This window comes from Pedobacter sp. NJ-S-72 (assembly GCF_053890575.1).
Genome location: NZ_CM132681.1, coordinates 5,816,177 through 5,841,142, shown reverse-complemented (window position 1 = coordinate 5,841,142; position 24,966 = coordinate 5,816,177). Strand labels below are relative to the sequence as shown.

38 protein-coding genes and 2 pseudogenes are annotated in these 24,966 nt (G+C 39.0%); 20 read left to right on the top strand and 20 right to left on the bottom strand.

Translation table 11 applies throughout. The features are described from left to right. Positions 1–51 precede the first annotated feature (51 nt). Positions 52–243, top strand: coding sequence for a hypothetical protein (locus ACWYN3_RS38465; protein ID WP_456218905.1), 192 nt, complete (start codon positions 52–54; stop codon positions 241–243). A gap of 44 nt (positions 244–287) precedes the next feature. Then, positions 288–1,019 (top strand): NADP-dependent oxidoreductase, encoded by a 732-nt coding sequence (locus ACWYN3_RS38460; protein ID WP_456218904.1) that lies wholly within the window; start codon positions 288–290, stop codon positions 1,017–1,019. Here the strand turns inward: ACWYN3_RS38460 and ACWYN3_RS38455 are convergent. From ACWYN3_RS38455 to ACWYN3_RS38435, 5 genes are all read right to left on the bottom strand, one after another. After that, positions 1,016–1,717, bottom strand: coding sequence for an ion channel (locus ACWYN3_RS38455; protein WP_456218903.1), 702 nt, complete (start codon positions 1,715–1,717; stop codon positions 1,016–1,018). The two genes, ACWYN3_RS38460 and ACWYN3_RS38455, sit on opposite strands and share 4 nt — an antisense overlap. Next, complete coding sequence (locus ACWYN3_RS38450; protein ID WP_456218902.1) at positions 1,701–1,955, bottom strand: hypothetical protein; 255 nt, start codon at positions 1,953–1,955, stop codon at positions 1,701–1,703. Before ACWYN3_RS38450 ends, ACWYN3_RS38455 begins: the two co-directional genes overlap by 17 nt. A 284-nt stretch (positions 1,956–2,239) precedes the next feature. Continuing rightward, positions 2,240–2,731, bottom strand: coding sequence for an FKBP-type peptidyl-prolyl cis-trans isomerase (locus ACWYN3_RS38445; protein WP_456218901.1), 492 nt, complete (start codon positions 2,729–2,731; stop codon positions 2,240–2,242). 82 nt (positions 2,732–2,813) lie between these two features. Continuing rightward, positions 2,814–3,221 (bottom strand): N-acetyltransferase family protein, encoded by a 408-nt coding sequence (locus tag ACWYN3_RS38440; protein ID WP_456218900.1) that lies wholly within the window; start codon positions 3,219–3,221, stop codon positions 2,814–2,816. Further along, the gene (locus ACWYN3_RS38435) at positions 3,218–3,388 is read right to left on the bottom strand and encodes a hypothetical protein (protein WP_456218899.1); all 171 of its coding nucleotides are present in this window, start codon (positions 3,386–3,388) and stop codon (positions 3,218–3,220) included. Before ACWYN3_RS38435 ends, ACWYN3_RS38440 begins: the two co-directional genes overlap by 4 nt. On the opposite strand from ACWYN3_RS38435, the gene ACWYN3_RS38430 reads away from it, so the two are divergent. The 4 genes from ACWYN3_RS38430 to ACWYN3_RS38415 are packed head-to-tail and all read left to right on the top strand — an operon-like array spanning position 3,389 to position 4,915. After that, a complete protein-coding gene (locus ACWYN3_RS38430; protein WP_456218898.1) occupies positions 3,389–4,021 on the top strand; it encodes a GntR family transcriptional regulator in 633 nt (210 codons plus the stop codon). Beyond that, positions 3,967–4,245 (top strand): aminotransferase class I/II-fold pyridoxal phosphate-dependent enzyme, encoded by a 279-nt coding sequence (locus ACWYN3_RS38425; protein WP_456223298.1) that lies wholly within the window; start codon positions 3,967–3,969, stop codon positions 4,243–4,245. The genes ACWYN3_RS38430 and ACWYN3_RS38425 overlap by 55 nt, the downstream gene beginning before the upstream one ends. After that, positions 4,233–4,766: an aminotransferase class I/II-fold pyridoxal phosphate-dependent enzyme gene (locus ACWYN3_RS38420; RefSeq protein ID WP_456218897.1), complete on the top strand. Its 534-nt coding sequence runs from the start codon at positions 4,233–4,235 to the stop codon at positions 4,764–4,766. The genes ACWYN3_RS38425 and ACWYN3_RS38420 overlap by 13 nt, the downstream gene beginning before the upstream one ends. Positions 4,767–4,768: 2 nt before the next feature. After that, positions 4,769–4,915 (top strand): hypothetical protein, encoded by a 147-nt coding sequence (locus ACWYN3_RS38415; RefSeq protein ID WP_456218896.1) that lies wholly within the window; start codon positions 4,769–4,771, stop codon positions 4,913–4,915. On the opposite strand, the gene ACWYN3_RS38410 is transcribed toward ACWYN3_RS38415, so the two are convergent. Both ACWYN3_RS38410 and ACWYN3_RS38405 read right to left on the bottom strand, forming a co-directional pair. Continuing rightward, a complete protein-coding gene (locus ACWYN3_RS38410; protein ID WP_456218895.1) occupies positions 4,899–5,429 on the bottom strand; it encodes a GNAT family N-acetyltransferase in 531 nt (176 codons plus the stop codon). The genes ACWYN3_RS38415 and ACWYN3_RS38410 overlap by 17 nt on opposite strands. Then, complete coding sequence (locus ACWYN3_RS38405; protein WP_456218894.1) at positions 5,426–5,764, bottom strand: hypothetical protein; 339 nt, start codon at positions 5,762–5,764, stop codon at positions 5,426–5,428. The genes ACWYN3_RS38410 and ACWYN3_RS38405 overlap by 4 nt, the downstream gene beginning before the upstream one ends. A gap of 697 nt (positions 5,765–6,461) precedes the next feature. On the opposite strand from ACWYN3_RS38405, the gene ACWYN3_RS38400 reads away from it, so the two are divergent. The 11 genes from ACWYN3_RS38400 (at position 6,462) to ACWYN3_RS38350 (ending at position 12,767) form a co-directional block, all read left to right on the top strand. Then, positions 6,462–6,776, top strand: coding sequence for a carboxypeptidase-like regulatory domain-containing protein (locus tag ACWYN3_RS38400; protein WP_456218893.1), 315 nt, complete (start codon positions 6,462–6,464; stop codon positions 6,774–6,776). Then, entirely contained in the window at positions 6,776–7,285 is a 510-nt protein-coding gene (locus tag ACWYN3_RS38395) for a TonB-dependent receptor plug domain-containing protein (protein ID WP_456218892.1), read from the top strand. The genes ACWYN3_RS38400 and ACWYN3_RS38395 overlap by 1 nt, the downstream gene beginning before the upstream one ends. Positions 7,286–7,488: 203 nt before the next feature. Further along, complete coding sequence (locus ACWYN3_RS38390; RefSeq protein ID WP_456218891.1) at positions 7,489–8,250, top strand: TonB-dependent receptor domain-containing protein; 762 nt, start codon at positions 7,489–7,491, stop codon at positions 8,248–8,250. After that, positions 8,216–8,788 (top strand): TonB-dependent receptor domain-containing protein, encoded by a 573-nt coding sequence (locus ACWYN3_RS38385; protein WP_456218890.1) that lies wholly within the window; start codon positions 8,216–8,218, stop codon positions 8,786–8,788. Before ACWYN3_RS38390 ends, ACWYN3_RS38385 begins: the two co-directional genes overlap by 35 nt. Further along, complete coding sequence (locus ACWYN3_RS38380; protein WP_456218889.1) at positions 8,718–9,302, top strand: hypothetical protein; 585 nt, start codon at positions 8,718–8,720, stop codon at positions 9,300–9,302. The genes ACWYN3_RS38385 and ACWYN3_RS38380 overlap by 71 nt, the downstream gene beginning before the upstream one ends. A 180-nt stretch (positions 9,303–9,482) precedes the next feature. Next, positions 9,483–10,283: a hypothetical protein gene (locus ACWYN3_RS38375; protein WP_456218888.1), complete on the top strand. Its 801-nt coding sequence runs from the start codon at positions 9,483–9,485 to the stop codon at positions 10,281–10,283. Between the two features lie 10 nt (positions 10,284–10,293). Continuing rightward, positions 10,294–10,581: a hypothetical protein gene (locus ACWYN3_RS38370; protein ID WP_456218887.1), complete on the top strand. Its 288-nt coding sequence runs from the start codon at positions 10,294–10,296 to the stop codon at positions 10,579–10,581. 173 nt (positions 10,582–10,754) lie between these two features. Continuing rightward, on the top strand, positions 10,755–11,309 hold the full coding sequence (locus ACWYN3_RS38365) for a siderophore-interacting protein (RefSeq protein WP_456218886.1): 555 nt from the start codon (positions 10,755–10,757) through the stop codon (positions 11,307–11,309). Then, entirely contained in the window at positions 11,231–11,599 is a 369-nt protein-coding gene (locus tag ACWYN3_RS38360) for a siderophore-interacting protein (protein WP_456223297.1), read from the top strand. The genes ACWYN3_RS38365 and ACWYN3_RS38360 overlap by 79 nt, the downstream gene beginning before the upstream one ends. A gap of 32 nt (positions 11,600–11,631) precedes the next feature. After that, positions 11,632–11,775 (top strand): hypothetical protein, encoded by a 144-nt coding sequence (locus ACWYN3_RS38355; RefSeq protein WP_456218885.1) that lies wholly within the window; start codon positions 11,632–11,634, stop codon positions 11,773–11,775. Between the two features lie 65 nt (positions 11,776–11,840). Then, the gene (locus ACWYN3_RS38350; RefSeq protein ID WP_456218884.1) at positions 11,841–12,767 is read left to right on the top strand and encodes an alginate lyase family protein; all 927 of its coding nucleotides are present in this window, start codon (positions 11,841–11,843) and stop codon (positions 12,765–12,767) included. 121 nt (positions 12,768–12,888) lie between these two features. Here ACWYN3_RS38350 and ACWYN3_RS38345 read toward each other — a convergent pair whose 3' ends face one another. From ACWYN3_RS38345 to ACWYN3_RS38285, 13 genes and pseudogenes are all read right to left on the bottom strand, one after another. Next, positions 12,889–13,740, bottom strand: a complete 852-nt coding sequence (locus ACWYN3_RS38345) for a DUF2264 domain-containing protein (protein WP_456218883.1) — start codon at positions 13,738–13,740, stop codon at positions 12,889–12,891. Continuing rightward, entirely contained in the window at positions 13,737–14,141 is a 405-nt protein-coding gene (locus tag ACWYN3_RS38340; protein WP_456218882.1) for a DUF2264 domain-containing protein, read from the bottom strand. Before ACWYN3_RS38340 ends, ACWYN3_RS38345 begins: the two co-directional genes overlap by 4 nt. Positions 14,142–14,248: 107 nt before the next feature. Beyond that, positions 14,249–15,388 carry a glycoside hydrolase family 88 protein gene (locus ACWYN3_RS38335; protein WP_456218881.1) on the bottom strand — a complete coding sequence of 380 codons (1,140 nt, stop codon included), beginning with the start codon at positions 15,386–15,388 and terminating at the stop codon, positions 14,249–14,251. Between the two features lie 20 nt (positions 15,389–15,408). Further along, the gene (locus ACWYN3_RS38330; RefSeq protein WP_456218880.1) at positions 15,409–15,720 is read right to left on the bottom strand and encodes a polysaccharide lyase beta-sandwich domain-containing protein; all 312 of its coding nucleotides are present in this window, start codon (positions 15,718–15,720) and stop codon (positions 15,409–15,411) included. Then, positions 15,717–16,201, bottom strand: a pseudogene (locus ACWYN3_RS38325) (polysaccharide lyase family 8 super-sandwich domain-containing protein). The gene ACWYN3_RS38330 and the pseudogene ACWYN3_RS38325 overlap by 4 nt, the downstream one beginning before the upstream one ends. A gap of 47 nt (positions 16,202–16,248) precedes the next feature. Beyond that, positions 16,249–16,752, bottom strand: coding sequence for a polysaccharide lyase family 8 super-sandwich domain-containing protein (locus ACWYN3_RS38320; RefSeq protein ID WP_456218879.1), 504 nt, complete (start codon positions 16,750–16,752; stop codon positions 16,249–16,251). A 17-nt stretch (positions 16,753–16,769) separates the two neighbouring features. Beyond that, a complete protein-coding gene (locus ACWYN3_RS38315) occupies positions 16,770–17,510 on the bottom strand; it encodes a hypothetical protein (protein WP_456218878.1) in 741 nt (246 codons plus the stop codon). Then, positions 17,482–18,825: a RagB/SusD family nutrient uptake outer membrane protein gene (locus tag ACWYN3_RS38310; protein ID WP_456218877.1), complete on the bottom strand. Its 1,344-nt coding sequence runs from the start codon at positions 18,823–18,825 to the stop codon at positions 17,482–17,484. Before ACWYN3_RS38310 ends, ACWYN3_RS38315 begins: the two co-directional genes overlap by 29 nt. Beyond that, on the bottom strand, positions 18,711–20,024 hold the full coding sequence (locus tag ACWYN3_RS38305; RefSeq protein ID WP_456218876.1) for a RagB/SusD family nutrient uptake outer membrane protein: 1,314 nt from the start codon (positions 20,022–20,024) through the stop codon (positions 18,711–18,713). Before ACWYN3_RS38305 ends, ACWYN3_RS38310 begins: the two co-directional genes overlap by 115 nt. An 11-nt stretch (positions 20,025–20,035) precedes the next feature. Continuing rightward, on the bottom strand, positions 20,036–20,746 hold the full coding sequence (locus ACWYN3_RS38300) for a hypothetical protein (protein WP_456218875.1): 711 nt from the start codon (positions 20,744–20,746) through the stop codon (positions 20,036–20,038). Next, positions 20,743–21,042 (bottom strand): hypothetical protein, encoded by a 300-nt coding sequence (locus ACWYN3_RS38295; protein WP_456218874.1) that lies wholly within the window; start codon positions 21,040–21,042, stop codon positions 20,743–20,745. The genes ACWYN3_RS38300 and ACWYN3_RS38295 overlap by 4 nt, the downstream gene beginning before the upstream one ends. 32 nt (positions 21,043–21,074) lie before the next feature. Then, positions 21,075–22,229 (bottom strand): hypothetical protein, encoded by a 1,155-nt coding sequence (locus tag ACWYN3_RS38290; RefSeq protein WP_456218873.1) that lies wholly within the window; start codon positions 22,227–22,229, stop codon positions 21,075–21,077. Between the two features lie 65 nt (positions 22,230–22,294). Beyond that, a complete protein-coding gene (locus ACWYN3_RS38285; protein WP_456218872.1) occupies positions 22,295–23,362 on the bottom strand; it encodes a carboxypeptidase-like regulatory domain-containing protein in 1,068 nt (355 codons plus the stop codon). Between the two features lie 293 nt (positions 23,363–23,655). Between ACWYN3_RS38285 and ACWYN3_RS38280 the strand changes: the two genes are divergently transcribed. From ACWYN3_RS38280 to ACWYN3_RS38270, 3 genes and pseudogenes are all read left to right on the top strand, one after another. Next, positions 23,656–23,793 carry a two-component regulator propeller domain-containing protein gene (locus ACWYN3_RS38280; protein ID WP_456218871.1) on the top strand — a complete coding sequence of 46 codons (138 nt, stop codon included), beginning with the start codon at positions 23,656–23,658 and terminating at the stop codon, positions 23,791–23,793. Then, entirely contained in the window at positions 23,790–24,716 is a 927-nt protein-coding gene (locus tag ACWYN3_RS38275) for a ligand-binding sensor domain-containing protein (RefSeq protein ID WP_456223296.1), read from the top strand. Before ACWYN3_RS38280 ends, ACWYN3_RS38275 begins: the two co-directional genes overlap by 4 nt. Then, positions 24,707–24,862: pseudogene (locus tag ACWYN3_RS38270) on the top strand (two-component regulator propeller domain-containing protein); the annotation flags it as partial. The gene ACWYN3_RS38275 and the pseudogene ACWYN3_RS38270, both read left to right, overlap by 10 nt. Positions 24,863–24,966 lie beyond the last annotated feature (104 nt).

Sequence of the window (24,966 nt, the reverse complement as noted above, 5' to 3'; positions counted from 1 at the left end):
CTGTAAATATATTGATCTGATAGCTTTGTTTTTTATCGAATGAACAAAATTATGAAGGCTTATATACTAAAAGAACCAGGCAGTATTAAAAACATGTTATTATCAGAATTACCTGTACCTATACCGGCAAATGATGAAGTATTAATCAAAACAAAGGCTATCAGCATCAATCCGGTAGATGTAAAAACAAGGGCAGGCAATGCGCTTTATCCCACCTTGCAGCATTTAGGGCCATTGATTTAGGCTGGGACATTTCAGGAACAGTCATCGCTATTGGAAAAGACGTGGTGAATTTCAAAGTGAATGATGATGTTTTTGGAATGGTTAATTTTGTAGGACACGGAAAAGCTTATGCAGAATATGTAACTGCTCCCGAAAATCATTTAGCCATAAAACCAGCAAACATCTCCCATCCAGAGGCAGCAGCAGCAACCCTAGCCGCGCTTACAGCATGGCAGGCATTAACAAAACACGTTAATATTAAACAAAATGACCGGGTATTAATCCATGGGGCATCTGGCGGAGTTGGTCATTATGCAGTTCAGATCGCACATCATATCGGAGCACATGTAACCGGTACATCATCAGCAGCAAACCGAAACTTTGTAGTGGAACTGGGAGCCGATGCTCATATTGATTATCATATGCAGAAATTTGAAGAAACAGCTGATAAATTTGATATTATACTGGAGACTATCGGGGGAGAAAATTTTATCAGATCACTTGAGATCCTGAATAAAAAAGGTACAATTATCAATCTGATTCCCGATAAAGAATCCGGGTCAGCCGAATTAACGGCCCCAAAAGCCACGCTGGAACTTGCAAAAGAGAGAGGTCTGAATGCAATTTATTTCCCGGTTACTTCTAATGGATCTGATATGCAGCAGCTAGCTGATCTTCTTGAGAGAGGAATCCTGAAATCGCATATATTCAAAACTTATACTTTTGAGGAATTACCAGAAGCCCATCTTCAACTGGAAAGTGGAAGAACTCAGGGAAAAGTAGTTATATTGGTCTAGTTCAGTTTTTCTATGCTCCCTATTTTTGATAGATCAAGGATTAACTGACCATTACTATCTCTTGAAAAGATAGTAGCAAACCTGGCATTATGGATGATATCTTCATCTTTATAAGAAGTACGGGTATGAACGGTTTGGGAAAAAGTATCATCGAATGCTTTTACCAGTACCAATATTTCTACTTCGGCTTCTGCTAACTCTTCCGGTGTTTTTTCGTACAATGGACTGTTTTCATCTATAGGATGAACAACAGTCCAGCTCATGGTAAGCAGACCAATCTTTGCCCGCTCCAGATCCAAAGGATAAAACCTTCTTTTTTTTCCGTCATCGATAGTCTCATTATAAGAAAGCACAACCTGTATTTCAATTTCTATCAGTTGATTATTTCTTAAATTGGCAAGTCTGAACATCAAACCTTTGATATCTTTATAAGGAGCAATCACCATGTTTTCACTATAAACAACTTTAGCAGTAGGCCGGGAAAACCGGCCATATAACAACCCTGTCGCCAATGCAAAAGCTAGTAACCCAAGCATAGATTCAAATGCAGCCAGACAACTTGTTAGAAAGCCATCCGGACTGATATGTCCATAACCAACTGTAGAAATAGTCTGTGCTGAAAAGAAAAATGCGTCAAAGAAATGATCTCTTGGAGTGATTCCCCCAGCACCTTTAAGATGCTCAATACCAATCAGCACATATAATGAGGCAAAAAGTATTAACAAGCAGATAAGCAATCAGGAGTATCAACAAGAATTTCTTCCAGGTCATGGAGATCAGCCAGTTGTAAGTATCAGAGGTCCTGATCAATGGCAGGCCAATCCGTCTTATATTCGAAGACCCGTCTGGATTCATCATTCTCTGATCTCCGGTTATTGGTTGAGTACCAAAACCGAGATCATCATCGATCTGTGATTTACGTTTAAATAGCGCCATAATTTCAAGCTAATTTTACTGAAAATTTAGCGCATTAGAAAACCTATTCTATCATTATTATCTAACCGCCTATCAGAACAACCATTGATGCGATGATTACTCCTGCAAGAATGATAAACAGTGCGTTTTTACTTGATTCTACTATCATGGTATTATATTTTATGTCGTTTGTTCCCTTAAAACGCCTATACAGTATAATACCCCTATTTGTAATGAAAAATTTATTCGGAACAAAAAAAAAAGACGGCCTTTTTAGGGCCGTCCTTTTAAAATATGATAGAAGCTTAATCTGCGCTGATTACATCAATAGTAAAATCAAGATTTGAATTTGGTGCAAAAGGCTTTGTCCTATCGTTTCCATAACCTAATCCCGAAGGGATAATCAATCTTATCCTTCCACCTGGCTGGATCAAAGGTATTCCGATTTGCCAGCCTAAAATAAGTTCACCCAATGGTTTAAAAGTACGGGGACTGCCCTTAGTTTCATCAATAACTGTCCCATCCAATAAACTCCCTGTATAATTTACAGTGACCGCACCTTTGTAAGTAGCCTTACCATTTCCCGGAGTTAAAATCTGGTAGAACAATCCCGTTTTTTCATCTTTTAGTGCCGGAATTTTTCTCGAGGTTATAAAGGTTCTGATTGCAGTAGTATCCTTGATAAATTGTCCGGCTTCATCAAAGTCTTCAGTATTTCTTTTTTCTGGTTTAGAACAAGCAGTAAATACGGTTACCGCACAAATCAATAATAGTATAAGTTGTTTAGTCTTGGTCATAGTCACAAATATAATTTTAATTACGCTAGTAATTAAAATGTTTTAGTGAAAAATAAAAAAACAGATGTTTCTGATTTTTATCTTAAAATTCCCATGCTACAACATTCCACAATTCCTTTTCATCACGATAAGTTCCTATGATCTCAAAACCCATTTTCTGATGAATTTTTAACGAATTAATATTTCTCGTTGAGATCTCTGTAACACACAACTGATAGTCAACCAGTAATTTACTCCTGGTTTCATGGTATAACTGACTAAGTAAACCCTGTCCTCTGAAGTCTTTGTGAACACAGACCTGTCCTCCTACCATATAATTATAACTGGTTAACAATTTCCCATGGTAAATGCACCGGTCAAATTCATTAAACATAGGGATCAGGCTTGTTAAGTCATTTCTCATAGCAACAGGCATCGCCAGATTATATCCAATCACCAGATCATTACATGTCGCTATAACCTGTGGTAAATGGCCTGCCATCTTTTTCAATAGCTCCAGATTATATGTTCTGCAAACACAAATCCCTGCTGTAGCTGCTGTTCCAAACTAATCGAGCTGTACAAATTCTCCTTTTGTAAAGCCAGTATCTGAAGGAAATGCTGGTCAGTAGTTGCCGTTTTTAACTCAACAAGTCCGGTTACAGATTCTTGGTTCATATGCTGATTTATCTTTTAAACAAATTTCCTATTTTTAGAGAAACCAGTACAGATACAGTTTTAACTATTTTAACCATAACAGTTGCAAAAATGAAACACGCTACCCCTGAGACCCACAAGCATTTATATGAAACCATAGCAGCTAACTTAACGCATCAAATTCATTCAAACGTGCTTATTTTAGGAAACAAACTACCTTCAATAAGAGCAACATGTCAACAATACAAGGTGAGTATGAGTACCGCCCTTCAAGCTTATTATCTTTTAGAAAGCAAAAGCCTGATTCGCTCCGTACCCAAATCCGGTTACTATGTAAGTTATATACCTCAAACAAACGCACTTCCAAATAAAAGTAATCCATCCTTATATCTTGGAAATGAAGACACCTCTAACATTGTCAGCAAAGTTTATGATGGAATCAGCTCTGATCATATTATGCTTTCGCTCGGTGTACCAGCTACAGAACTCTTACCGCTATCTAAATTGAATAAAGCAGTCAGCCATGCTATACATACCCTTGAAGAGCATGGCTCAGGCTATGAACATGTGATGGGGGAAACCAAAAACTCCGCAGGCAAATTGCCCGTTTATCAGCTACATGGGATGGAAAACTTACAGAAAATGATATTATGACTACTGCCGGATGCACTGGTGCCATGCTTCAGGCCATTATTGCACTCACCCAAAGAGGTGATACTATTGCAGTCGAAAGTCCGGTCTACTTTGGTATTTTACAATTAGCTTTAAGTTTGGGATTAAATGTAATGGAACTTCCCACCCATCCTGAAACAGGAATAGAGATCGAAGCTTTAAAAATTGCGCTGCGTAAAAATAAGATTAATCTTTGTTTTTACTAATCAGTAATTTCAGTAATCCAATGGGTGGTACAATGCCATCCGAACATAAAAAAGAAGTAGTCAGACTGATCGAACATTATCATGTTCCATTGATAGAAAATGATATGTACGGTGACCTCTATTTTGGCGCAGAAAGACCAACAAATTGCAAAACATATGATGAAAGCGGGTTAGTACTTTTATGCAGTTCAGTATCTAAAACACTGGCTCCGGGATATCGTGTTGGCTGGCTTACACCCGGTAAATTTACAGAACAAATCAGGCGCGTTAAATTTGCTACAGCTATATCTTCTACAACACTCATGCAAGAAGCGGTTGCTGGTTTTCTGGAAAGAGACCGTTATGAAAGTCATCTGAAGAAATTAAGGGTTACATTAAATAATAACCGTCTGAATTATATCGAGGCAATCAGCAAATATTTTCCGGAAGGGACAAAAATCAGCAGGCCACAGGGCGGTTTCATGTTATGGGTAGAACTTGGTCCTAAAATTAATACACTGAACTTTATGATAAAACCATAAAAATGAAAATCAGTTTTGCACCAGGCCGCATGTTCACACTACAGAATCAATACAATAATTGTCTGCGTCTCAGTTATGGTCTGCCGTGGACAAATCAGATCAATAATGCAATTAAAACTATAGGTAATTTGATTAGTCCAGCTTCATAACCATATGTATATCCTTAGGTTCTTTATTAAAAAGAACTTCATCAACAACCTTTGTAACTGCACTCCCGTTTTTACTGTAAAAAGAAACAGCAGATTTTGTTTCCGTAGAAGAGATATACAGATACTCCGCTCCTCTGTTTTTTGCTTCTGTACTGAGCATTTTTAAAATCTCCGATCCGATCCCCTGTCTCCTGTGGTTTCTGGACACATACATCAGATCTACAGCTAACTGATCAAGGTTTTTACCCATAAACCGATGTCCCAGGACCCCAAAACCTACCAGAAGATCCTGATCAAATGCTCCGACGGCCGTTCCACCATTGGTCAGTTCGAAAATGTATTGCTTTTTTATTTCTTTTAATTCTTCACTAGTCCACCCGGCATATTCATAATCCGCTTCCGTCTCAGACAATCTATCACCGTTTACATGATATAAAACATCGATAAATTCAGAACGGTCAATTTCATTAAGTCTGCTGACCATATCGATAGCTATCGGCCTGTAAATAATCATGGTTTTTTATTTAAAGATAGTACTACCCATTCATATTTCTCTTTAACAGGCATAAATCCCCTTCCTTTAACTGTTGCCCCAATAACAATACCACCAGAAAGTAATACAATATTTTTAATGATATACTGACCAAGTAACGTTGGTATAAATAAGCTATGTACGAAAGTTTCATCCGTAAAAAAAACCAAAGGTAAAAAAGTGCCAATCATCTGAAAATAAAGTAATAACAAGGTAAGTCCAAGCCATTTTTTCGAGATAAGCCCAAGTCCTATGATGCATTCCCATATAGCTAGTAAAGGAAGAGAAAAACTGGTGGAAGTATAGTATAATTCCAAAAGTTAACTTCTCTATTGTCCGACCTGCTATAATTTCGGCAGCACTCACGCCGGGAAAAAACTTGAGTACGCCAAACCATATAAAAATAAGCCCTAGCGATATTCGCAAAATATTTAGTCCGTTACGCGCTTTCCATTCTACAGCTTTACTTTCCGTTTCGATCATTAATGACATTATTCTACATGCTTTCATAGGGCTTGGTTTAGTTGTCCAAAGCACTTACGTCAAATGATATTTTGCAGATGTATACTTTCTGACATTAAACAAAACCAACAGGAATAAACCCCAACTGCAGACAACTTATTAAGTGACTGCTTAACATACGTAAGCCATTTAAGTTGGAAGGGGGTTGGAAGGGCGATTACCCCTTCCAACCCCCTTCCAACTTAAATGTCAAACCGATCAGTACCAGCCCCCTCCCTTATACTGCAGAACGAATAGTCTTTACCTCTTTTTATGAAGTACTTTATCAATAATCACTTCTTGTAATTTCTCTGACTCAGATTTATTTCTCACGCCCCTCTTGCCCAGTTTTAATTAATTCTTATCTTTGCGGCCGCTAATTATTATTTAGACTAACACTAAATAAGTAACCTAACAACAACATTATCAGACGATTAAACTTAACCAGAAACACATGAATTTGACTACAGTTAGCCCAAAAAGCTGGCTCATGATCACTATTAAACACACCATATGATTAAATTTTTTACCATTTTAGGAATATCCATGACCCTTTGCTCTGCAATCAAGGCACAGGTCATTAAAGGTACGGTCTACGATAAAAACACAAAAGAGACTATTATAGGAGCCAGTATTACCGTTAAGGAACATCCTGGAAAAGGTGTAATGGCAGATGAACAGGGTAAATTTACTTTACAGCTGCAAGCAGGCGAAACACTGATCGTTAAGATGATCGGCTATAAGCATTTTCAAAAACAATATACCGTTGTCAAAGCAGGTCAGCAAATTGATATTTCTCTGAACCGGGTCTGGAACTACAAGAAGTAATGGTAACTGCCAGTTTAGCAAATTCAAGAAGTAAAAAAGCAATCGGTACAAATATAGATCACATTAATGCAGCTGCAATTGTTGCAACAAGTAACCCTTCTTCATTAGCAGATATTGTTAACGGGAGAATCAGTGGGGCACAAGTTTATAATACCAATGGTAAAGTTGGTATGCCAATTCGTTTTGACATCCGTTCTTCCGCCACATTCAGTATGGAACGTGATCCGCTGATTTTCATTGACGGAGTACGTTATGGCAGCAGTAACACGTCAGATATCAATTCATCGCAGGAAGCAATGAGCGCATTGAACGATTTGCCATTAAACGATATTGAATCCATAGATGTAATCAAAGGCCCGGCAGCAGCAGCATCATATGGTGCAGAGGCTGCAAACGGTGTGGTGGTCATTCAGACAAAACGCGGTTTAAATGGCAAAAAAGGGATCGCTGTCAATGTAAAATATACAGCAGTTTTAGTGAACTGGCCAGAAAATATGATCAGTTTGTAAATAATGACCCTTTAAATGATTTTTTCAGAAAAGGGACAGAGCAGCAATTATACGCCAATGTAACTTCACAAATTGATGAAAGTAACAGCATTTTCTTTTCTGCAAATACCAATAAAAACGCAGGTATTGTTCCAGGAAATCAAGATAAAAGGCAAACAGTCCGTACAGGTTATGACTTTGTTAAAGATCGCTTCAAATTATCATTGACAGCAGGTTATGTTAAAGGAAAACTAAGCATTCCGCAATCTGCTTCAGGACGCGACGATGCAATCTGGAACCTGATGCGTGACCGTCAGCCATGGCCATTTATCGCAGAAGAAAGCTGGCGTGCAATCCAGAAAGAATATGAAAATGACCGTTTTACAGGAAGCTTAAAATTAGCTTACACCTTCCCTTTCCAAATTAAAGCAGAAGGTTTAGCTGGCTTAGACCTGAACCGTATTGATGGTTTAAACTACCTTCCTTACGGCTTTTTGCAAGGAACAAACAATACAGGAAGCAAACAAATCAGTAACCGCCGTAACCAGAACATGAACCTGGATTTTAAGCTCTCCCGTAATTTCGTGTTCAACCCAAAATGGCAGTTAAACCTATCTTTCCTTTCTCAGATGACACAAGCATCCGAAAAAGTTACCGGAATCAGTGTTCGTAATTTTGCAGTTCCTGGAATCAGTAATATCGCTTCAGCAGCAGAAATTTTAGGTACAACTGATAATACTTTTGAAAAGCGTACACACGGATTATACGGAGAAGCTTTTTTGAGTTATGATAACAAATTGTTTATCAATGCAGGATTAAGACGTGATGTTTCCAATATGATTGGAAGAAACGTAGCCAGCATCTGGTACCCTACTGTAAGTGTTGCCTATAATGTAGCCGGTATGGACTTTCTTAAAGGAAAAGTAGACGAATGGAAATTCAGGGCTGCCTATGGAGAATCCGGCCGTCTGCCTTATCCTGGGTGATGCACAAACTGCTTACCTGGTAGAAAATTCTTCTTTTGGAACAATAGTAAAACCTCTAAGGAAAGGAAATCCTGATATTAAACCAGAACGTACAGGTGAATTTGAAATCGGAACTGATCTCAGCTTATTTAAGCAGAAACTGAGCTTTACCTATTACAGACAATATACCCGTGATGCAATTGTATATACGACCTTACTGCCATCTTTAGGTTTTCCATCCAGTTTAAGCGGTGATTACCCTGAAAATATTGGAAAAATACAAGGACAAGGATTAGAAATTTCTTACAACAGCAGAGTGTTCACCAGTGCGAATAAAAAACACAGTCTGGATATTTATGCGATCTTCAATCAGCAGTCTAATAAAGTTATCAATTCTGGTGATAAAGATATCTTAAGTTCAGTCAACCTGATCCGTGCGGGATTACCAGCATTTGCTTTTTATTCAAATCTTTCTGACGGGCCTGTATTTGACGCCAAAGGCGTATATACAGGAGCAAAGACCGCTTCAAGAATTAGGCAAACCTTTCCCTACTTATAATGGTTCGGTTGGTTTTGGCTTGCAATTGTTCAACAACTTCCGTTTACAAACATTGTTCACTTATTCAAAAGGAGCCAAAGTTTATAATATCTCGGCCAGAAACGTAGCCTCACAAGGGAATAACTATGAAGCCAAAGAAACTTTAAAAACACAACTGGCAGCATTAACACCGGGCACAGCTGATTACATTTCAACCGCTACAGCATTATCAAAAGTTGAAGGTGTAAGAGGTGACTTTATTCAGAAAGCTGATTTCATCAGACTGAGCAATTTAACCTTGTCTTATGATCTGGGAAACTGGGCAAAAAAACAGACCAATGGTGTCTTGAAACGCTGTATAGTATCCTTAACAGGAAATAACCTGTGGCTTACCACTAATTATGGTGGTGCGGAACCTCAGATTGATTCTCAGGGTGGTAGTAAAAGGAATAAAGGTATCAGCTATTTGTCTTCAGACTGGACAGCTGTTCCTGCTCCCCGCACTTATGCTTTTAGTTTAAACATTGGATTTTAACCAGGGCTGATTTTCAGTCTGTTCACACAATATGATTATGTTAAAGAACACAAAATATTTTTTTTTAGAATCGGAGCGGTAGTTTCCATTGCATTAACCTTTTCATCCTGCAATAAATGGGTCAATGCCCCAAAATCACCAGATAATACTGTAGATGAATCTCAATTAACAAGCCTGGAAATGTTAGGCCGTATTGATAAAGGACTTTATGTTAACGGGCCTGTAATTGCTGGCGTATGGCGTGCCGGAGCAACTGCGTCTTCTGACCTGTTAGTTGCCTCAGGTGCAATAGCAGATGAAATTACTTCGACAGCCGTACCTAACTCTCCTTTCTTTAAAGAACTGGATGAAGATAAACTGAGCCCGGATAATACATCTCTTTTTAGCAGCTGGTCTAATGTTCAAAATTACCGGGCACGTGCAGAAGATGCGATCCGTCTTGCCGATCAGCAGAATCCGGCAGAGGCTGATAAAATAAAAATTAAACAGGGTGCATTAATCAATGCAAGGTTACATGCAGGTTATGCATGGATGCTGCTGGCAGATTATTTCACTGTAAGTGAATCAAACCACGCAGTGTATGCTGATCATATGCTCGTTACTCACGAGCAGGCTTATGCCAAAGCTCAGCGTTACTGGGAAGAGGCTTTACCTTTAGCTAATGAGCAGGAAAAAAGACTATTACACTCTTTACTGACCAAATTAGGTGTGCATACACAAAATTATGCTTTGGCAACAGCTCATATCAATCAGTCATTCACACCACTGGAAAACTTTGCTTTCTTAAATACGGCAGGTACTGTTAGCAATGCGTTCTTTTCTGCAATGAGTATCAATAGCAGAGATGCAGCCGTAGACCCTACCCTGGTAGCTGTGTTAAAAACCACAGCAGATAAAGCACGTAACCCGGTAGTGAAAGCACCTAAGGGTCACTGGTCATTTAACTTACTTCAAAGAAAGAGATCCTTTACTGGTTACTGATTTTGATGAAATGCAATTAATCAGAGCTGAACTGGCTATCCGTGGCTTAATCGCCGGAAATGCGACTGATTACGTAAACACTGTAATCGTAAAATATGATCCTGCTGGTCAATCTAACATTCAAACACAAACTGTTCTTACCTTAACTGATCTTACTGCTATACGCAGAATATTCTTATCGTGGAGAGGAACCCGTTTAATCGACTTGAGAAGATTCAATATTGATGGAGACCTGACCCCAGGATTTACCAAAAGGAAATTTCACTGGATCGGAGTTCCTGAAATTGAAACCAGGTAATCAGAATTAATAGTATTCAAAAAGCTTTTCCGGTCTTACTGGAGAAGCTTTTTTTTTACTTATCAAAACTCACATCAGTAATTGTAATTGCATTGTCATAGCTAAATTCAATTATTTAGAAAGATTATAAATAAAGTATATTTACCGCCGGAGTTAAAAAGAAGACATTCACGATGAGCGAAATAAAAAACGAAAGACCTGCCACTGTCCGCGGGGTATTAGAAGTAAAACACAAGGTGTATCTTACGCCTCACTATATCCGCATTACTTTTACTGGTGATGACGTACCGCTCTTCGCGGATACCACTCCGGGTGTAAACAATAAAATCCTTATTCCACCGGCAGGAGTTAATGAAATACATTTCCCTGATTTCAACTATGAGACCGGAGAATGGACTCATCCACCTGAGCATTTAAAACCAACCATACGCACTTACACGCATAGAGCTTTCGATCTGGAGAAGAACGAAATGACCATAGACTTTGTTGCACACGGAGAAAGCGGCCCAGCATCTGCATGGGCAATTCATGCTAAACCGGGAGATTTGCTGGGTGTGCTGATGAAAGCAAAAGGATCAGTTCTTTATCCTAAAGCTGACTGGTATCTGCTGGCCGCAGATGCAACCGGAATACCTGTTATTGCTGCTATATTAGAGACACACTTCCTTCTACAGCCACCGGAGTTGCCTATATTGAAATACCAGGAAAAGAAGACAAACAGGAATTAAAAACTGAAGCCGATATTCAGATCAACTGGATTTACAATACAACTCCGGGAGAGAACACATTACTTGCAGATGCTGTACGTACAGTAAAAATACCTGAACAAGAAAATACTACACATTTTGCTTATGTAGCTGCCGAATTTTCATCGGTAAAAGACATTCGTCAGTTTCTGCGCAAAGAGCAAGCATGGGATCAAAGTGAACTTTACGCCTATTCTTACTGGAAATTTGGGGCAAATGAAGATGGCTCTGTAAATACCCGTCGTCAAGAAAATATGGAAGAGAAAAAATAGGTTACATTTGGTTTCACAGCATCCATTCCAAAATGAGAAACAAGTTTCTATGTGTCATCGCGATTACCCTGTTCAGCCAGTTATCTTTCGCACAAACACCAAAAGTATTTCTACTAAATGCTGATTATATAAAAGCAAAAAAAGAAGAAGCTATCAAAAAAACGACAAAGAAGTAAAAAGTCTTACAGCTCTGGTCATTAGCAAAGCCGATGGCTTCCTTTCGGCAAAACCAAAATCGGTAATGGATAAAACATCCACACCTCCCAGCGGCTCAAAACATGACTACATGAGCCTCGCACCTTATTTCTGGCCTGATCCTTCCACACCAAACGGAACTCCATATATCAGAAAAGATGGCGAACGTAATCCTGACATCAGGAAAATAACAGATGCGGTGTTCTTACATGATATGACTGATAAATGTAAGTTCTTATCACTTGCCTATTATTTTACAGGTCAGGAAAAATATGCAACAAAAGCTGCTGAACTCATTAAGGTGTGGTTCATCGCCCCTGAAACCAGGATGAACCCCAATCTTAATTATGGACAGGCCATCACAGGAATTAATGATGGCCGTGGAATAGGTATTATTGAAAGCCGTTCACTGGTTGAATTAGCAGACTGGGCGGGTCTTCTTGAAGGATCAAAAGCACTCTCTAAACAGGAAACCGAAGGTCTTAAGGATTGGTATAAACAATATCTTACCTGGATGTTAAACAGCAGGATTGGTACAGACGAACATCAATCGAAAAACAATCACGGTACCATTTACGATTCACAAACCACTTCATTTGCATTATTTACAGATAATAAAGAACTGGCAAAAAAGATCTTAACGGAAAGCCTTAAAAGAATAACTGTACAAATTACACCCGAAGGTGAACAGCCTCTGGAACTTGCCAGAACAAAAGCATATAGCTATAGCACCATGAACCTGAACGACGGCTGGTTTAACCTCGCCTTACTGGGTAAACATGCAGGTGTTGATCTCTGGAATTATCAAACTACAGATGGAAGAAGTATTCGTAAAGCTTTGGATTGGTTAATCCCTTATGGACTGGGAGAAAAAGAAAAAACTATGAAACAGATTATCCAGTACAAGACAAGCGAATTGTACAGATTGTTAATACTTGCAGGTACAGAATACAAAAAAATGCAGCCTATTTAAAACAAGCTGCATCCATACAAAAAGATAAAGATACACAGTTAACAGACTTACTATACAAACCGTAATACACATATCCAGATATCCTGATGCAATTATATCAGGATATCTGGATAAACAAAATTTAATATTCTACTTTATAATCTTTTACGACCTCTTCACCAGTCCACGCTTTTAAAGAAGTCCATGGAGCCGCAGGCCCCGTCCAAAACTCGTTATCGGCTGGAAGCCCTAGTGTTAAGAATCCTAAAGTTGCCATGTACAAACTTCCCGTAGAAGTATAATAATCTGCAATGGCAGGCTGATGTCCATTAAAGCCTAATACCAGCCACCCCTTATCATCAAAATTCTGATTTCCCTGAAACATATTTTGTATCACTTTAGTCAATGCACAACGAACCTGCGCCGGTTTTACATGATCCGGTAATTTTTCCATCAATGCAGTTTGAGCCAGTGCCTGAAAAGCTGCTGTCCGTAAGTAATAGAGATGTCCGTAAGCCGGATAAGTCCCTTCAGGAGAAATCACTCTCTCCAGATATTCAGAATATCTGACCATTCTCTTTAAAGCCTCATTATAATCACTGACAGGTGCCTTTTTATTGTCAGTCATAATTTTCAAAAGATCTACCAGCATGGTATGAATTACATAAGAATTATAATAATCCATACTGAATTTTGCCCCATCACTATACCAGCTGTCACCTACATACCATTCCTTCATTTTATTGACAGCAAACTGAACCCTTGCAGGATCATATTGTTCGCCAATACTCAATAAAAACCCTTCGGTCAAACCAGAAAATAAAAGCCAGTTATTATAAGCTCCGCTCCTGTTTCTCAATGACTTAAATTCTTCAATAAAGCGAGCTTTAGTTTCCTTATCCAAAGGCTCCCATAAAGCTTTTGGTGCACGAATAAAAGCCTGAGCAACATATGCCGCATCTACAATTGGCTGACTTTCAGTCCTGAAATTCAAATAATCAGGACAGGACTTTTAGGGTCTACCGCATTCTTTAGTCCTTTTAAAAGCATAACACGCATTTCTTTACGCATTTTGCCCTCATCAGTACGGTCATCAGGAAGAGCAAGCCATGGCGCTATACCAGCCATTGTCCGCCCTACAGCTTCCAGATAAGTCACACTTTTAAGATTTAAACCATATTTTGGCCCCGTTTCCAAAGGCATATTTTTTCTCAATGTTTCTTTAGCAAGATTAGAAACTACCGGATAAGAAATTTTGTATAATGCTTTGACCCAAACCTGTCTGTCCTGTGCGCCTGTAGTGGGTTTGCCTTTCTTTTCCAACTGTGCAGAAGCTGAAAAACAAACCAGCAGAAAGGACAATAATAAAGTAGCTCTTGTATGTAAAGAAATCATAAGGTTATCATATTAATTTTAAAATATCAAATTACAAATACCATTTTTTATACCTGCCCAAAGCTTCCAGGAAGTAATAATCAGCATAAACTAAAGGTACATCAATTTCACTGTTCAAAGGAAGTGCTCCTGTACTGTGCAACAATAAAAAACCCTCCGTTTTCACCTAATTTAGCACGATACACCGGAGCCGCTAAAGATCTGATCATCGTCTCTGCCGAAGAAATAAACTCAGTTTTTTCTTTACCTGCTGTCGTATATTGAGCCAATTCAAGCAAAGCCGATGCAGCAATGGCACCCGCAGAAGCATCACGTTCAGCATAAGGGATTTTCGGTGCATCAAAATCCCAGAAAGGAATTTTATCAGCTGGCAAATTTGGATGGTTCAGTATAAAATGAGCTATCCCTTTTGCCTGATCCAGGTATTTCTGATCTTTAGTATCACGGTACATCATCGTAAAACCATATAATGCCCATGCCTGACCACGTGCCCACGCAGAAGAAGATGCAGCTCCCTGCCAGGTTGCCTTACGATAAACCTTACCAGTTGTCAAATCATAATCCACTACATGATACGAACTAAAATCAGGTCTGAAATGGTTGAAATGGTTCTTTAAAGTAGTAGTATTGGCATGTTTAACAGCAATCTCTTTATATTTCGCATCTCCCCCGTTATCACTTACCCAGTTTAACATTTCCAGGTTCATCATGTTGTCTATAATTACCGGACATTTCCAATACTTGTTTTTATCCCATGACTGGATAGACTCAATAGCGGGGCGATAACGCTTAGCTAGTGATGCTGCCGAGTTATCGATTACTGTTTTATAGGCAGGATTCTTTGTCAGACGATACGCATTGCCAAAACTACAAAACATCATAAATCCAAGATCATGATTACCACTATAAGTTTGATTGGGTTCAATTACTTTTAAAGCCTTTTCAGCAATTTTTTTGACCGATTCATCTTTAGTTTGTTCATAGATATACCATAACGAACCGCTATAAAACCCACTGCACCACCATTTAATATCATAAGCAACAAGTTTATCTTTCTTAGCATCATAACTCTGCGGCGTTAAGCCAGCAGGAATATTCTTATCCAGAACTTTGTATTGTTTAGCAGCAAAATCAAATTGTTCATCAATTAATTGCCCCATGTTTTGTAATTGTGTCCCTGATTTCTGCGCAAAAGAGGCAGATCCCGCAAGTAAAAGTATTCCTGCAATTAAATTGATTCTTTTCATCTTTTTATTATTCATTTATGTTAAAAACTTCTAACCGTAGCACCCCGCTGTGCACCTGTCGGTAAAACACAGTTGAGTTTCTTTAATTCTTTTAGTCCTGGTAATTCAAGTTCAAGTTGTATGATGTCACTCATCTGTCCGGGATCTGCCACGTCGATTATCGGATATTCAGTATGCAAACCCTGAATCAAAATCGTACAAGCCTTATCTGCTTTAACAGTTAAACCCGCAGCTTTCAATACTCCTCCCTTATAAAAAACCAATTGCAAAAGGTCTAATTCTTTATTTTCCACTACCTGCAAATCTTCAGTATTACTTAAAATCCGTATCATGGATAAATTATATTTTTTTTTTGGCACCAGCACCATCTACTCCCGGAACAAACAACAATATATTCATAGTGTCCATCCACAGGTTTATGCCCATGATTTAAAGAAAGCTGAAATACTTTCCCGCTGATTTCATCTTTCGGCTGGAACTGATTAATACGATACCAGCTACCTTTTTGTGTTTGATTACTCACGCTTAAATTCCCGCCTTCCGGGAAGAAATAACCGATGTGATCATGCCATATCCATTTAGGTTTGGAATTCTGCTGTTCAATTTCATTTCCCAAAACAACCTCATCCAGAACGACATCCCCCTTTAACCAGCTCTGGTTTAAAGTAGTCTTCACTTCTTCGGCAGCTTCACTTTTAATCCCTGCTCCTAAACACACAATCTCTTTATCAAAAAAAAGAACCATGCTTTTTTTGCCTGCACTTCATCATAATTCTGTGCGTAAACAGATACGCCATAAAGTCCATTGCTCAACCCGCCAACAAAAGCAGTAGTTCCCGGTATACCCCAGTCTTGTTTGATTACGCTCCCTTCGTCACCCAAAAAATCCTGCAGGTCACTCCTGGAATTTTATCCCATTCCCAAACCGGCATCACATTCACGTATTCATCACCGCGAACCTGGATATTTGTTGCTCCATCAGCCAGAAATTTACCCAGTACATTTTCATTATTTCCCCTTTCAGTTCTGAGCGTCCGTGAAGAAGCCGCCTGTACACTAAATGTATATCCGGGACGCGTATGCAGTGTATAACCACTTTTCCAATACTGTCTGTTTCCTGCCGATATACCATAAGAAGGAACCTCTGTATGTGACATCCGTTTTTCCACCGCAAGCCAGTAAGCTTCATTTTCCGGACTCAGCACTTTAACCTTAGCAATCAGCCCAGTAAAACTTCCTTTTAATGAATCTTTCCTGCTGATCCCACGTCCACGGACATTGAAATCAAAAAAGCTTCCTCTGATAGTTTTGAAGAAAGTGTCCCTGATATAAGTAATCAGAATGCTCAACTGTTCAGGAGGCATCGCATAAGCCGTACCCTTTAAATAAATGCAGCATTCACAGAATTGCTGGCAAAGACAGCCCCATAACTAGCTATAGCCTGCTGTTTCCCATGTTGAAAATAACTGTTATCAACCTGTACTCCCTCTTTTCCGTCAGTAACAGAAACAGGTTCAAATAAATACTTTGCAGCAGAATCAAGCGTAGCTTTCTGCTTTGTTAAACAAGCCCGATACAAATAATGCAAAGCCTCATCAGAGGTATTCGCACCATCACCGGTCTTTAATTTTCTAACCATACGCGCTAGTAATGACTTTTCCAAATCCGCTGGTAAAGGCGTTTTTGCATAGTGCATCAAAATGAGTATTTCGCCAATAGTCTTCGGATAAAAGATATCATTATACCACCAGTTCTTATTTTTAGGATTAAGCTGCACCCAATGCTCAAGCGACTTTACTACGGCATTATAAGCCTTAACCTTGCCATATAGCTGATGATTTGATCCGCTAAAAACCAGCGCCATCGTCTTAATTCTTTGCAAAGGATCATAATCCGGGTTCGCATAGTTGATATCCGACCAGCTCCCGTCTTCTTGAATAGTTGCTATACTTTTTGAGGCCTGCACATCCAGTAACTGACTTTCTCCCTGCAAATCAGTATTGATGCGACCCATAATTGTTTCATAAGAAGAATCCTGAGCAAAAGTCAGCTGACTATTGAACAAAAACACCAGTAAAGCCAATATTTTCAACCTATTTGTAAACTCTAACATAATCGACATAGTATTTTAAAGGTAAAATATGATCATCCAGCGGCCCGCCCAGTGTCCCTTCCCTGCCCAAAGCCAGATTTAACAACAGATAAAAAGGCCTTTTAAAAATCTTTCCAGGATCATAAGCTGCCTTTTTATACTCAAATACAAAATACTTCAAATCATCATAGTAAAAAGAAATACTTTTCTTATTCCACTCTATCGCATAAATATGATAATCTTCATGAGGCGCACCTACTTTCGGCTTTTCTCCTATATAATGATACTTCGCGCAGTCAGCATATGAACGGTGAACGGTACCATAAACCTGTGTTGAATCTTTACCTACATATTCCAGAATATCAATTTCACCACAATTTGGCCATTTAACCAGCTGGCGATTTTCACCAAGCATCCAGATGGCAGGCCAGCTCCCTAAACCTTTGGGAACTTTAGCCTTCACCTCTATCCTGCCATACCTGAAATGCTTTTTACCCAGTGTAATTAAACTTGCTGAAGTATATTTCGCCCCTTTATAATCCTCTTTTTTCGCTTCAATGACTAGATTTCCATCCTCTACCCTTGCGTTCTCCATTCTTTTTGAAGTGTAATACTGAGGCTCTTTATTCCGTACCAATCCCACCTCATAAGTCCATTTCAAACTATCAGGAAGTCCTGTATAATTAAATTCGTCCGAGAAAATAAGTTTACCCTTTTTGATTTCCTGAGCTGTTGCCAGGTTTGTACCCAGCAACAGCAATACTATAATTTGATAGGTCTTCATTAATTGATCCAGCCGGCATTTTTGTTTCAAATTAGGATTCCGCTCAATTTCCACCTGAGGAATAGGCCACGTAGTAATATAATCGCCTTTAAATGAGTAAGGATACACTGTATTTCCCCAGATCTGTTTTACCCCGTTACCTGTATAGAAAACTTTATCTTTCCAGCTTTTCCAGCGTAATTCATCAAAGTAATTCACCCCTTCATTTGGAAACTCCACACGACGTTCGTTCCGGATACGCTCTCTCAAATTAGTCTGATCACTTACATACGTTGGCAAAGAGCCATTTCCCATTTGCAGCACTACCGCACCTGCTCTGCTCCTCACTTCATTAACTTTTGCAATCGCATCACCAGTTGAGCCCAGTTCGTTTAATGCTTCTGCCCACATCAGTAATACATCTGCATACCGGAGAATCGGAAAATCAGTAGGCCCATAAGATCTGTTCAGCGTTTCAGAAGCTCCTTCGTAAACAAATTTTCTATATAAATAGTAGAAGTAACTCTGTGTGTATCTGTACGAAGATCCCCGTTTAATGCAGCTTCTGAACGGTACGGCCATCTTGAAGTTACCGTTGCATTTATACCGCTATATACGCCAACATAAGTTGAATATGGTGTAATTACATTCGCAGCTAACCTTGGATCACGATTTGTATAAGCTTGTAAAATACGGGCTTCATTACCTGCAGGCAGATAAAGACTCATTTTTGCACCTCTGGTAGTTGCCGCAGCAATTTCAGCAGCAGTCAGGTTATTTCTTAAAAAGTAAACCTCCCTTTCTGCTACAGATAAGGCAGAATAACCCGGAAACACAGTCTCCCAGCTGAACTTCGAACCATCAGCATTTTCATATAAATCAACCAGATTTGGTGAAACATGATAAGTATTCCAGCAAGAACCAAAAGAAGATCTTGTACCACAGAAAAACTGTGTCGTAGAACCCGAATTTGAGATACCAATATTCTGAATAGAAAAAATCATTTCATTGCTCTGCTCATTAGCCGTTTTAAACATCGTATAGTTATTAAATAGTCCATAACCGGCATCCTTAACCTTGCTAAAATCGGCAGCAGCCAAAGCCCATTTTTGCTGATATAAATAAGCTTTACCACGCATGGCATATGCTGCACCTTTAGTGATATGTCCATAAGAAGCATTACCGGCAGCATACCTGTCCGGCAAATTTGGTTCGGCGATACAATCCGTCAGATCGGCAATTACCTGAGTCCAGACCTCTTCTTCAGTTGAACGCCCTTTAATAGCATCCTCAGCTAAAAAAGGCTCCAGGTATATAGGCACACCTTTATACAATTGATTTAACCGTAGATAGAAATAGGCCCTCAGAAATTTAGCTTCTGCTATATAGCGGCTCTTTTTCGCATCGGCGGATGGAGATTTAAGCGGTATATTTTTAATCGCATCATTAGCACGCTGAATCCCTTCGTACATATTTCTCCAGTTATCGCTGAATGTACTGTTGCCAGTAGTTACTGTACCTGCCATCAAGACTTCTGAACCACTGGTCTGTCCGGTAAAACTGAAACGGTCTAATTGATAAAGTTCAAGTCCCGATGCCCCGTCAGTTTTAATGCCCAAACGCAGTGCACTGTAAACCCCGCTGATCCCCAAATCAGTCAGGTTATCCGTAGTCCACATTTTCTCTGCATCAACCGCCGAATAGGGAGCAGTTTCCAATAAACTCTTTTTACACCCTGACAATACAACCAGCGTTAATATAATTGATAATATCTTTTTCATTTCTTTCTCCCTTAAAATGTAACATTTAAACCCAATGAGTACTGGCGCATGGTTGGATAAGCCACCCCTGCATATTGTCCGCCGGAAACACCAAGCTCAGGATCGAGACCTGGAAACTTAGTAATTGTAAATAAGTTCTCTCCCGAAACATATAACCTTACTCTGTTCATCCCTGCCTTTTTAGATAAGTTTTCAGGAAGTGTATAGCCGAACTGCAAATTTTTCAGTTTCACATACGAAGCATTGTACAGATAAAAATCACTGGCTACACCCGAATTCTGAACATCCGTTGTATTTTTAAGTCTTGGATAATGTGCATTGATATTATTAGCCGGATCAGAAGGATTAGCAGGGTTATAATAATAGTGATCATTTGCAATTAAAGTGCTTACTGCATTACCTAAAGAAACTATCGAACTGTTATAGCCCGTAGCATTCCAGTAGTACTTCATTCCGGCACTTCCTGCCCATAACATGGACATATCAAAGCCTTTATAACCAAAACTAAGCTGTAACCCGAAATTATACTTAGGTGTTGCAGAAACATTGGAGAAAGTCTGATCGTAAGTATTGCCATAAATACCATCTCCATTGTTATCTGCATAAATCAAATCCCCATAGGTAATATTCGTTTTACCTGCAGCACCGCCTGTTGGCTGAAAAGTATATCCTGCGGCGACCATACTTTGTAACCATGAAAGATCCTGAGGTGTTCTGATCATCCCATCTTTAGGACCTCCATTAATATATTTAAAGTCCCATCTGCATTGTTATAAGATCCATTCCCTTTGTAGACATTATATAAATAATATTGATTTGCCTGCTGTCCTTCCAGAATACGGGTTATTGTACCATTAGAAACACTGCCCAGGTTTGAAGTGTAAACCTGATTACCATTAGCATCAGTTGTATAGCCCTGTTGTAAAGCTCCTTTATATTTTCTTACTCTGTTAAAGTTATAGGCGAAATTTCCAGATACACCATATTTAAAGTCACCTGATTTACCATTGTATCCCAATGTTACTTCCAGACCTTTATTCGATATCTCTGCTATATTTTTTTGGTTGCAGCAGTTGCAGTACCTACTGTTAAAGGAATAGTTGGTACATATAAAATTCCTTCAGTAAATTTATTATACAGGTCAATTTCAAAATTAACTGCTCCCCTAAAAAGGGTTCCATCCAAACCAAGATTACTAACTGTAGTGGTTTCCCATTGCAAATCCCTGTTAGCAAACTTTGACTGGATCAAACCAGTAGTAACTGGTAGTCCGTTAAAAGAGTAAGGTGTAGAACCATAAACAGCTTTATAATCGTAATTGCCCAGACTAGCATCCGCATTCATCACATTGTTACCGGTTTTACCCCATGACGCACGTAATTTCAGATTACTTACGTACTCGTTTATATGTTTCATAAATGGTTCCTGAGAGATACGCCATCCAGCCGAGAAAGCAGGAAAGAACCCCCAGCGATTACCCGGAGCAAATTTTGAAGAACCATCATAACGGAAAACGCCTTCCAGTAAATATTTGCTATCATAGGCATAATTCAAACGTCCAAAAAAAGAACGTATCGCATAATCGTAAGCATCCCCATTAATCGAGGTCATGGTAGTTGCAGAACCCAATGTGGTTATTGACTCATCAATCAGGCCTTGTTTAGTCGCATCCCAGTTATAATAATTATAGTAATTCTGGTTGTACCCCATTAAGATACCCAGATCATGTTTTTCGGCAATCGTGATATTATACCTTAAAACGTTGTCAATAGTTGTGCTATAATTTTTATTAAAGAGATAAGTAGTACTCAATTGATCTGGCGTTGTTGCTGCAACCTTTAAAGTATTGGAAGCAAAATTCCATTTTTCAAAAGTATTACTAAACGTGTTTTTTTCTTCAAAACGAGTCTGATAATTAAAACGGGTTTCAAAACTCAACCCCTTATAGATCGCAAAATTTGCAAATACCGTGGTATTGAATCTGGACTCCTGATCCTTTCCACCAGTACTGTATAAATAAGTTGAGATGTTATTTGCAGTAGCTGATTCTTCTGCTGCTGCAGGAAAACCATACAATCCATTGTAAACCGGATATACACCCGGAGTGGTCTGACGCAAAAAGTTAAATGCATTAGCAGTACTTGCCAGCCCATATTTTTGTAAAGACGCAAAAGTCTGTGTTCCTAAAGTCAGGAATTTATTCACCTTGGTTTGCAGATTAATCCTTAACTGGAAACGGTCAGTACCTGTATTGGCCCATAGTACCCGGATTATTTAAATATCCGGGCTGAAAGCATAAACTGAGTATTTTCTGTTCCCCCGTTAAGTGAAAGATTATGTTGCTGAACCAGATTGTGTTCAAATATAGTTTTTGCCCAGTCTGTATTCGGATAAGCAATCTTGTTTGGAATTCCCTGTGCAGTAAGTCCATCCGGGTCTGCGTTTGCTGCAGCCCACAATGCCTTTGTTGCTTCAGTATATACCGGAGTCTGCCCAAGATTACGATATCCTTCGTTTACCAGGTTCATATGGGTAATATAATCTGTAACAAATCCAGGCATATTAGCTGGCTCTGCAATAGAAAACATACTGGTGTAATTTACACTGAGCTTATTTTTACCCCCTTTTTTAGTGGTAATCAAGATTACTCCATTGGCAGCCAGTGAGCCATAAATTGATGCCGCTGCGGCATCTTTCAGTAAGGACATACTTTCTACATCATTTGGATTTACCGCATCCATACTACCGGCAATACCGTCAATAATTACCAAAGGGTTATTGTTATTTAATGTCCCTGCTCCCCTGATCCTGATTGTAGCTCCATCACTGCCGGGTTTACCGGAACTCTGGTTAACTGCGATACCAGCACTTAGACCTGCAAGTCCTGAAGACAAATTAGTAATCGGACGATTTTCTAATGATTTTGAGCTAATCGTCGCAATAGAACCGATCACATTTACTTTCTTTTGTGTGCCGTATCCAACAACTACAACTTCATTCAGACCTGTACTTGCCGCATGCAGGTTCACATTGAGTATCGCATTACTGCCCGCCTGTAAAGTTTGTGTAGTAAAACCGATTGCTGTAAACACGATGTCAGCCTTGCCGTCTGCCTGAATTTTGTATTGACCACTTCCGTCAGTTTGTGTAGACTTCGATGTGCCTTTGACCTGGATAGAAACACCCGGAACAGGAAGTTTCTGTTCATCAGTAACAGTCCCTGAAATTACTTTGCTTTGCGCAAATAAAGATAAAGGTGATACGAAAGTTAATGCACTGCATAAAAGCACAGTAAACATTAAGCTACACCTAATTAAATTAAGGTATAATTTCTTCATAATTGATTTTTATTTGGTTAGGTTTTGCATGTTGCTTCCAGCCATTAATAGTGGTAACATCATATAGCAAACATATAGGCAAGGGGGGATTCGGAGGGGGTAATTTTATAAATTTATAGGGGTGATTTTCTAATAATTTAGCTTATAATTGCGTAACCAGGCTGTTTATCATCTATTTTACTGAAAAAACAAAACCATGCTCTTCAAATCAAATTACCTCATTTTATCATGTTTGTTTTTTTTGTTTCTTTTGTAGTACTGCCAGTGCACAGCAGCCTATCCTGTTTGACCATTTGAATATTGAAAAAGGTCTTTCTCAAAATTCGGTATTATCGGTTGCACAAGATCAGGAGGGGTTTATCTGGCTGGGCACACGTCATGGATTAAACCGCTATGATGGTTACCGGTTTAAGGTATATCTGAATGAATAATCCATCAGACAGACAGCACGTCCCTGCGAAATGATTATATCAATGCACTATACAAAGATCGCATGGGCTCTTTATGGATTGGAACTGACCTTGGTTTACACCGGTATAATAGTAAAAAAGAATCCTTCACAATTATAGGTGACAATGATAAACGTAAAACCAGCTCCAAAAAAATCAACTGTATTTATGAAGATAAATCAGGCAATTTATGGGTCGGAACAACCATGGGCCTGAAAATTTTATCCGCGAAGAACAGACAGGCTTATTCACAATCCTTTTATGCAGAGAATAACAGGCTCCCCTCTGGCAATATCCGCACGATCTATCAGGATCATCAGGGCGCGATATGGATTGGTACAGATAATGGCCTGACGAGACTTACCTATAACAAAGGGCGCGAGCAATTTGAGAACTTCAAAAACAATGCACATCAGGGAGATATCAGTGATAATTTTATTACCAGTATCATTGAAGACAAGCAGCACAACCTTTGGGTTGGAACACAGAATGGCGGAGTTAACCGTTATAACCGTTCAGCGAACAACTTCATTTCCTTTAAACATACCAGTGATCCCAAAAGTATCATCAGCAATGTCATCCGGAATATCATCACAGATCAATCTGGTAATCTCTGGATTGGAAGTCTGGAAGGGATTAGCATTATGAACCCCGTAACTTTCGCCGCCGTTTCTTATCAAAATGCTTCTGAAAACAAGAAAAGCCTGAGTCAAAACTCCGTTTATAGCTTATTTAAGGATAAAAACGAGTCTATCTGGATTGGTACTTACTTTGGCGGGGTTAATATTGCCTTCCCCTATATTACACATTTCATCAGCTATCAGAAAAACAAATACGAGTCCAGTATCAGTAATAACGTAGTCAGTTCAATTGTAGAAGACAAACAAAAAAAAAAATCTGGATAGGAACTGAAGGCGGTGGTATTAATTACTATAACAGAAAAACAGCTAAGTACACGGCTTACCTTAGCAGTGCCAATCCTTCCAGCAGCCTGGGTTCAAATCTTGTTAAATCTATCTATGAAGACAAACAAGGAAATGTTTGGGTAGGTACACATGGCGGGGGTTTAGATCTTTTTAATCCTGCAACACAATCTTTCAAACGGTTTTTAAACCATCCAGAAGATCCGCTAGCCGATGAGGTCATCGCAATCAC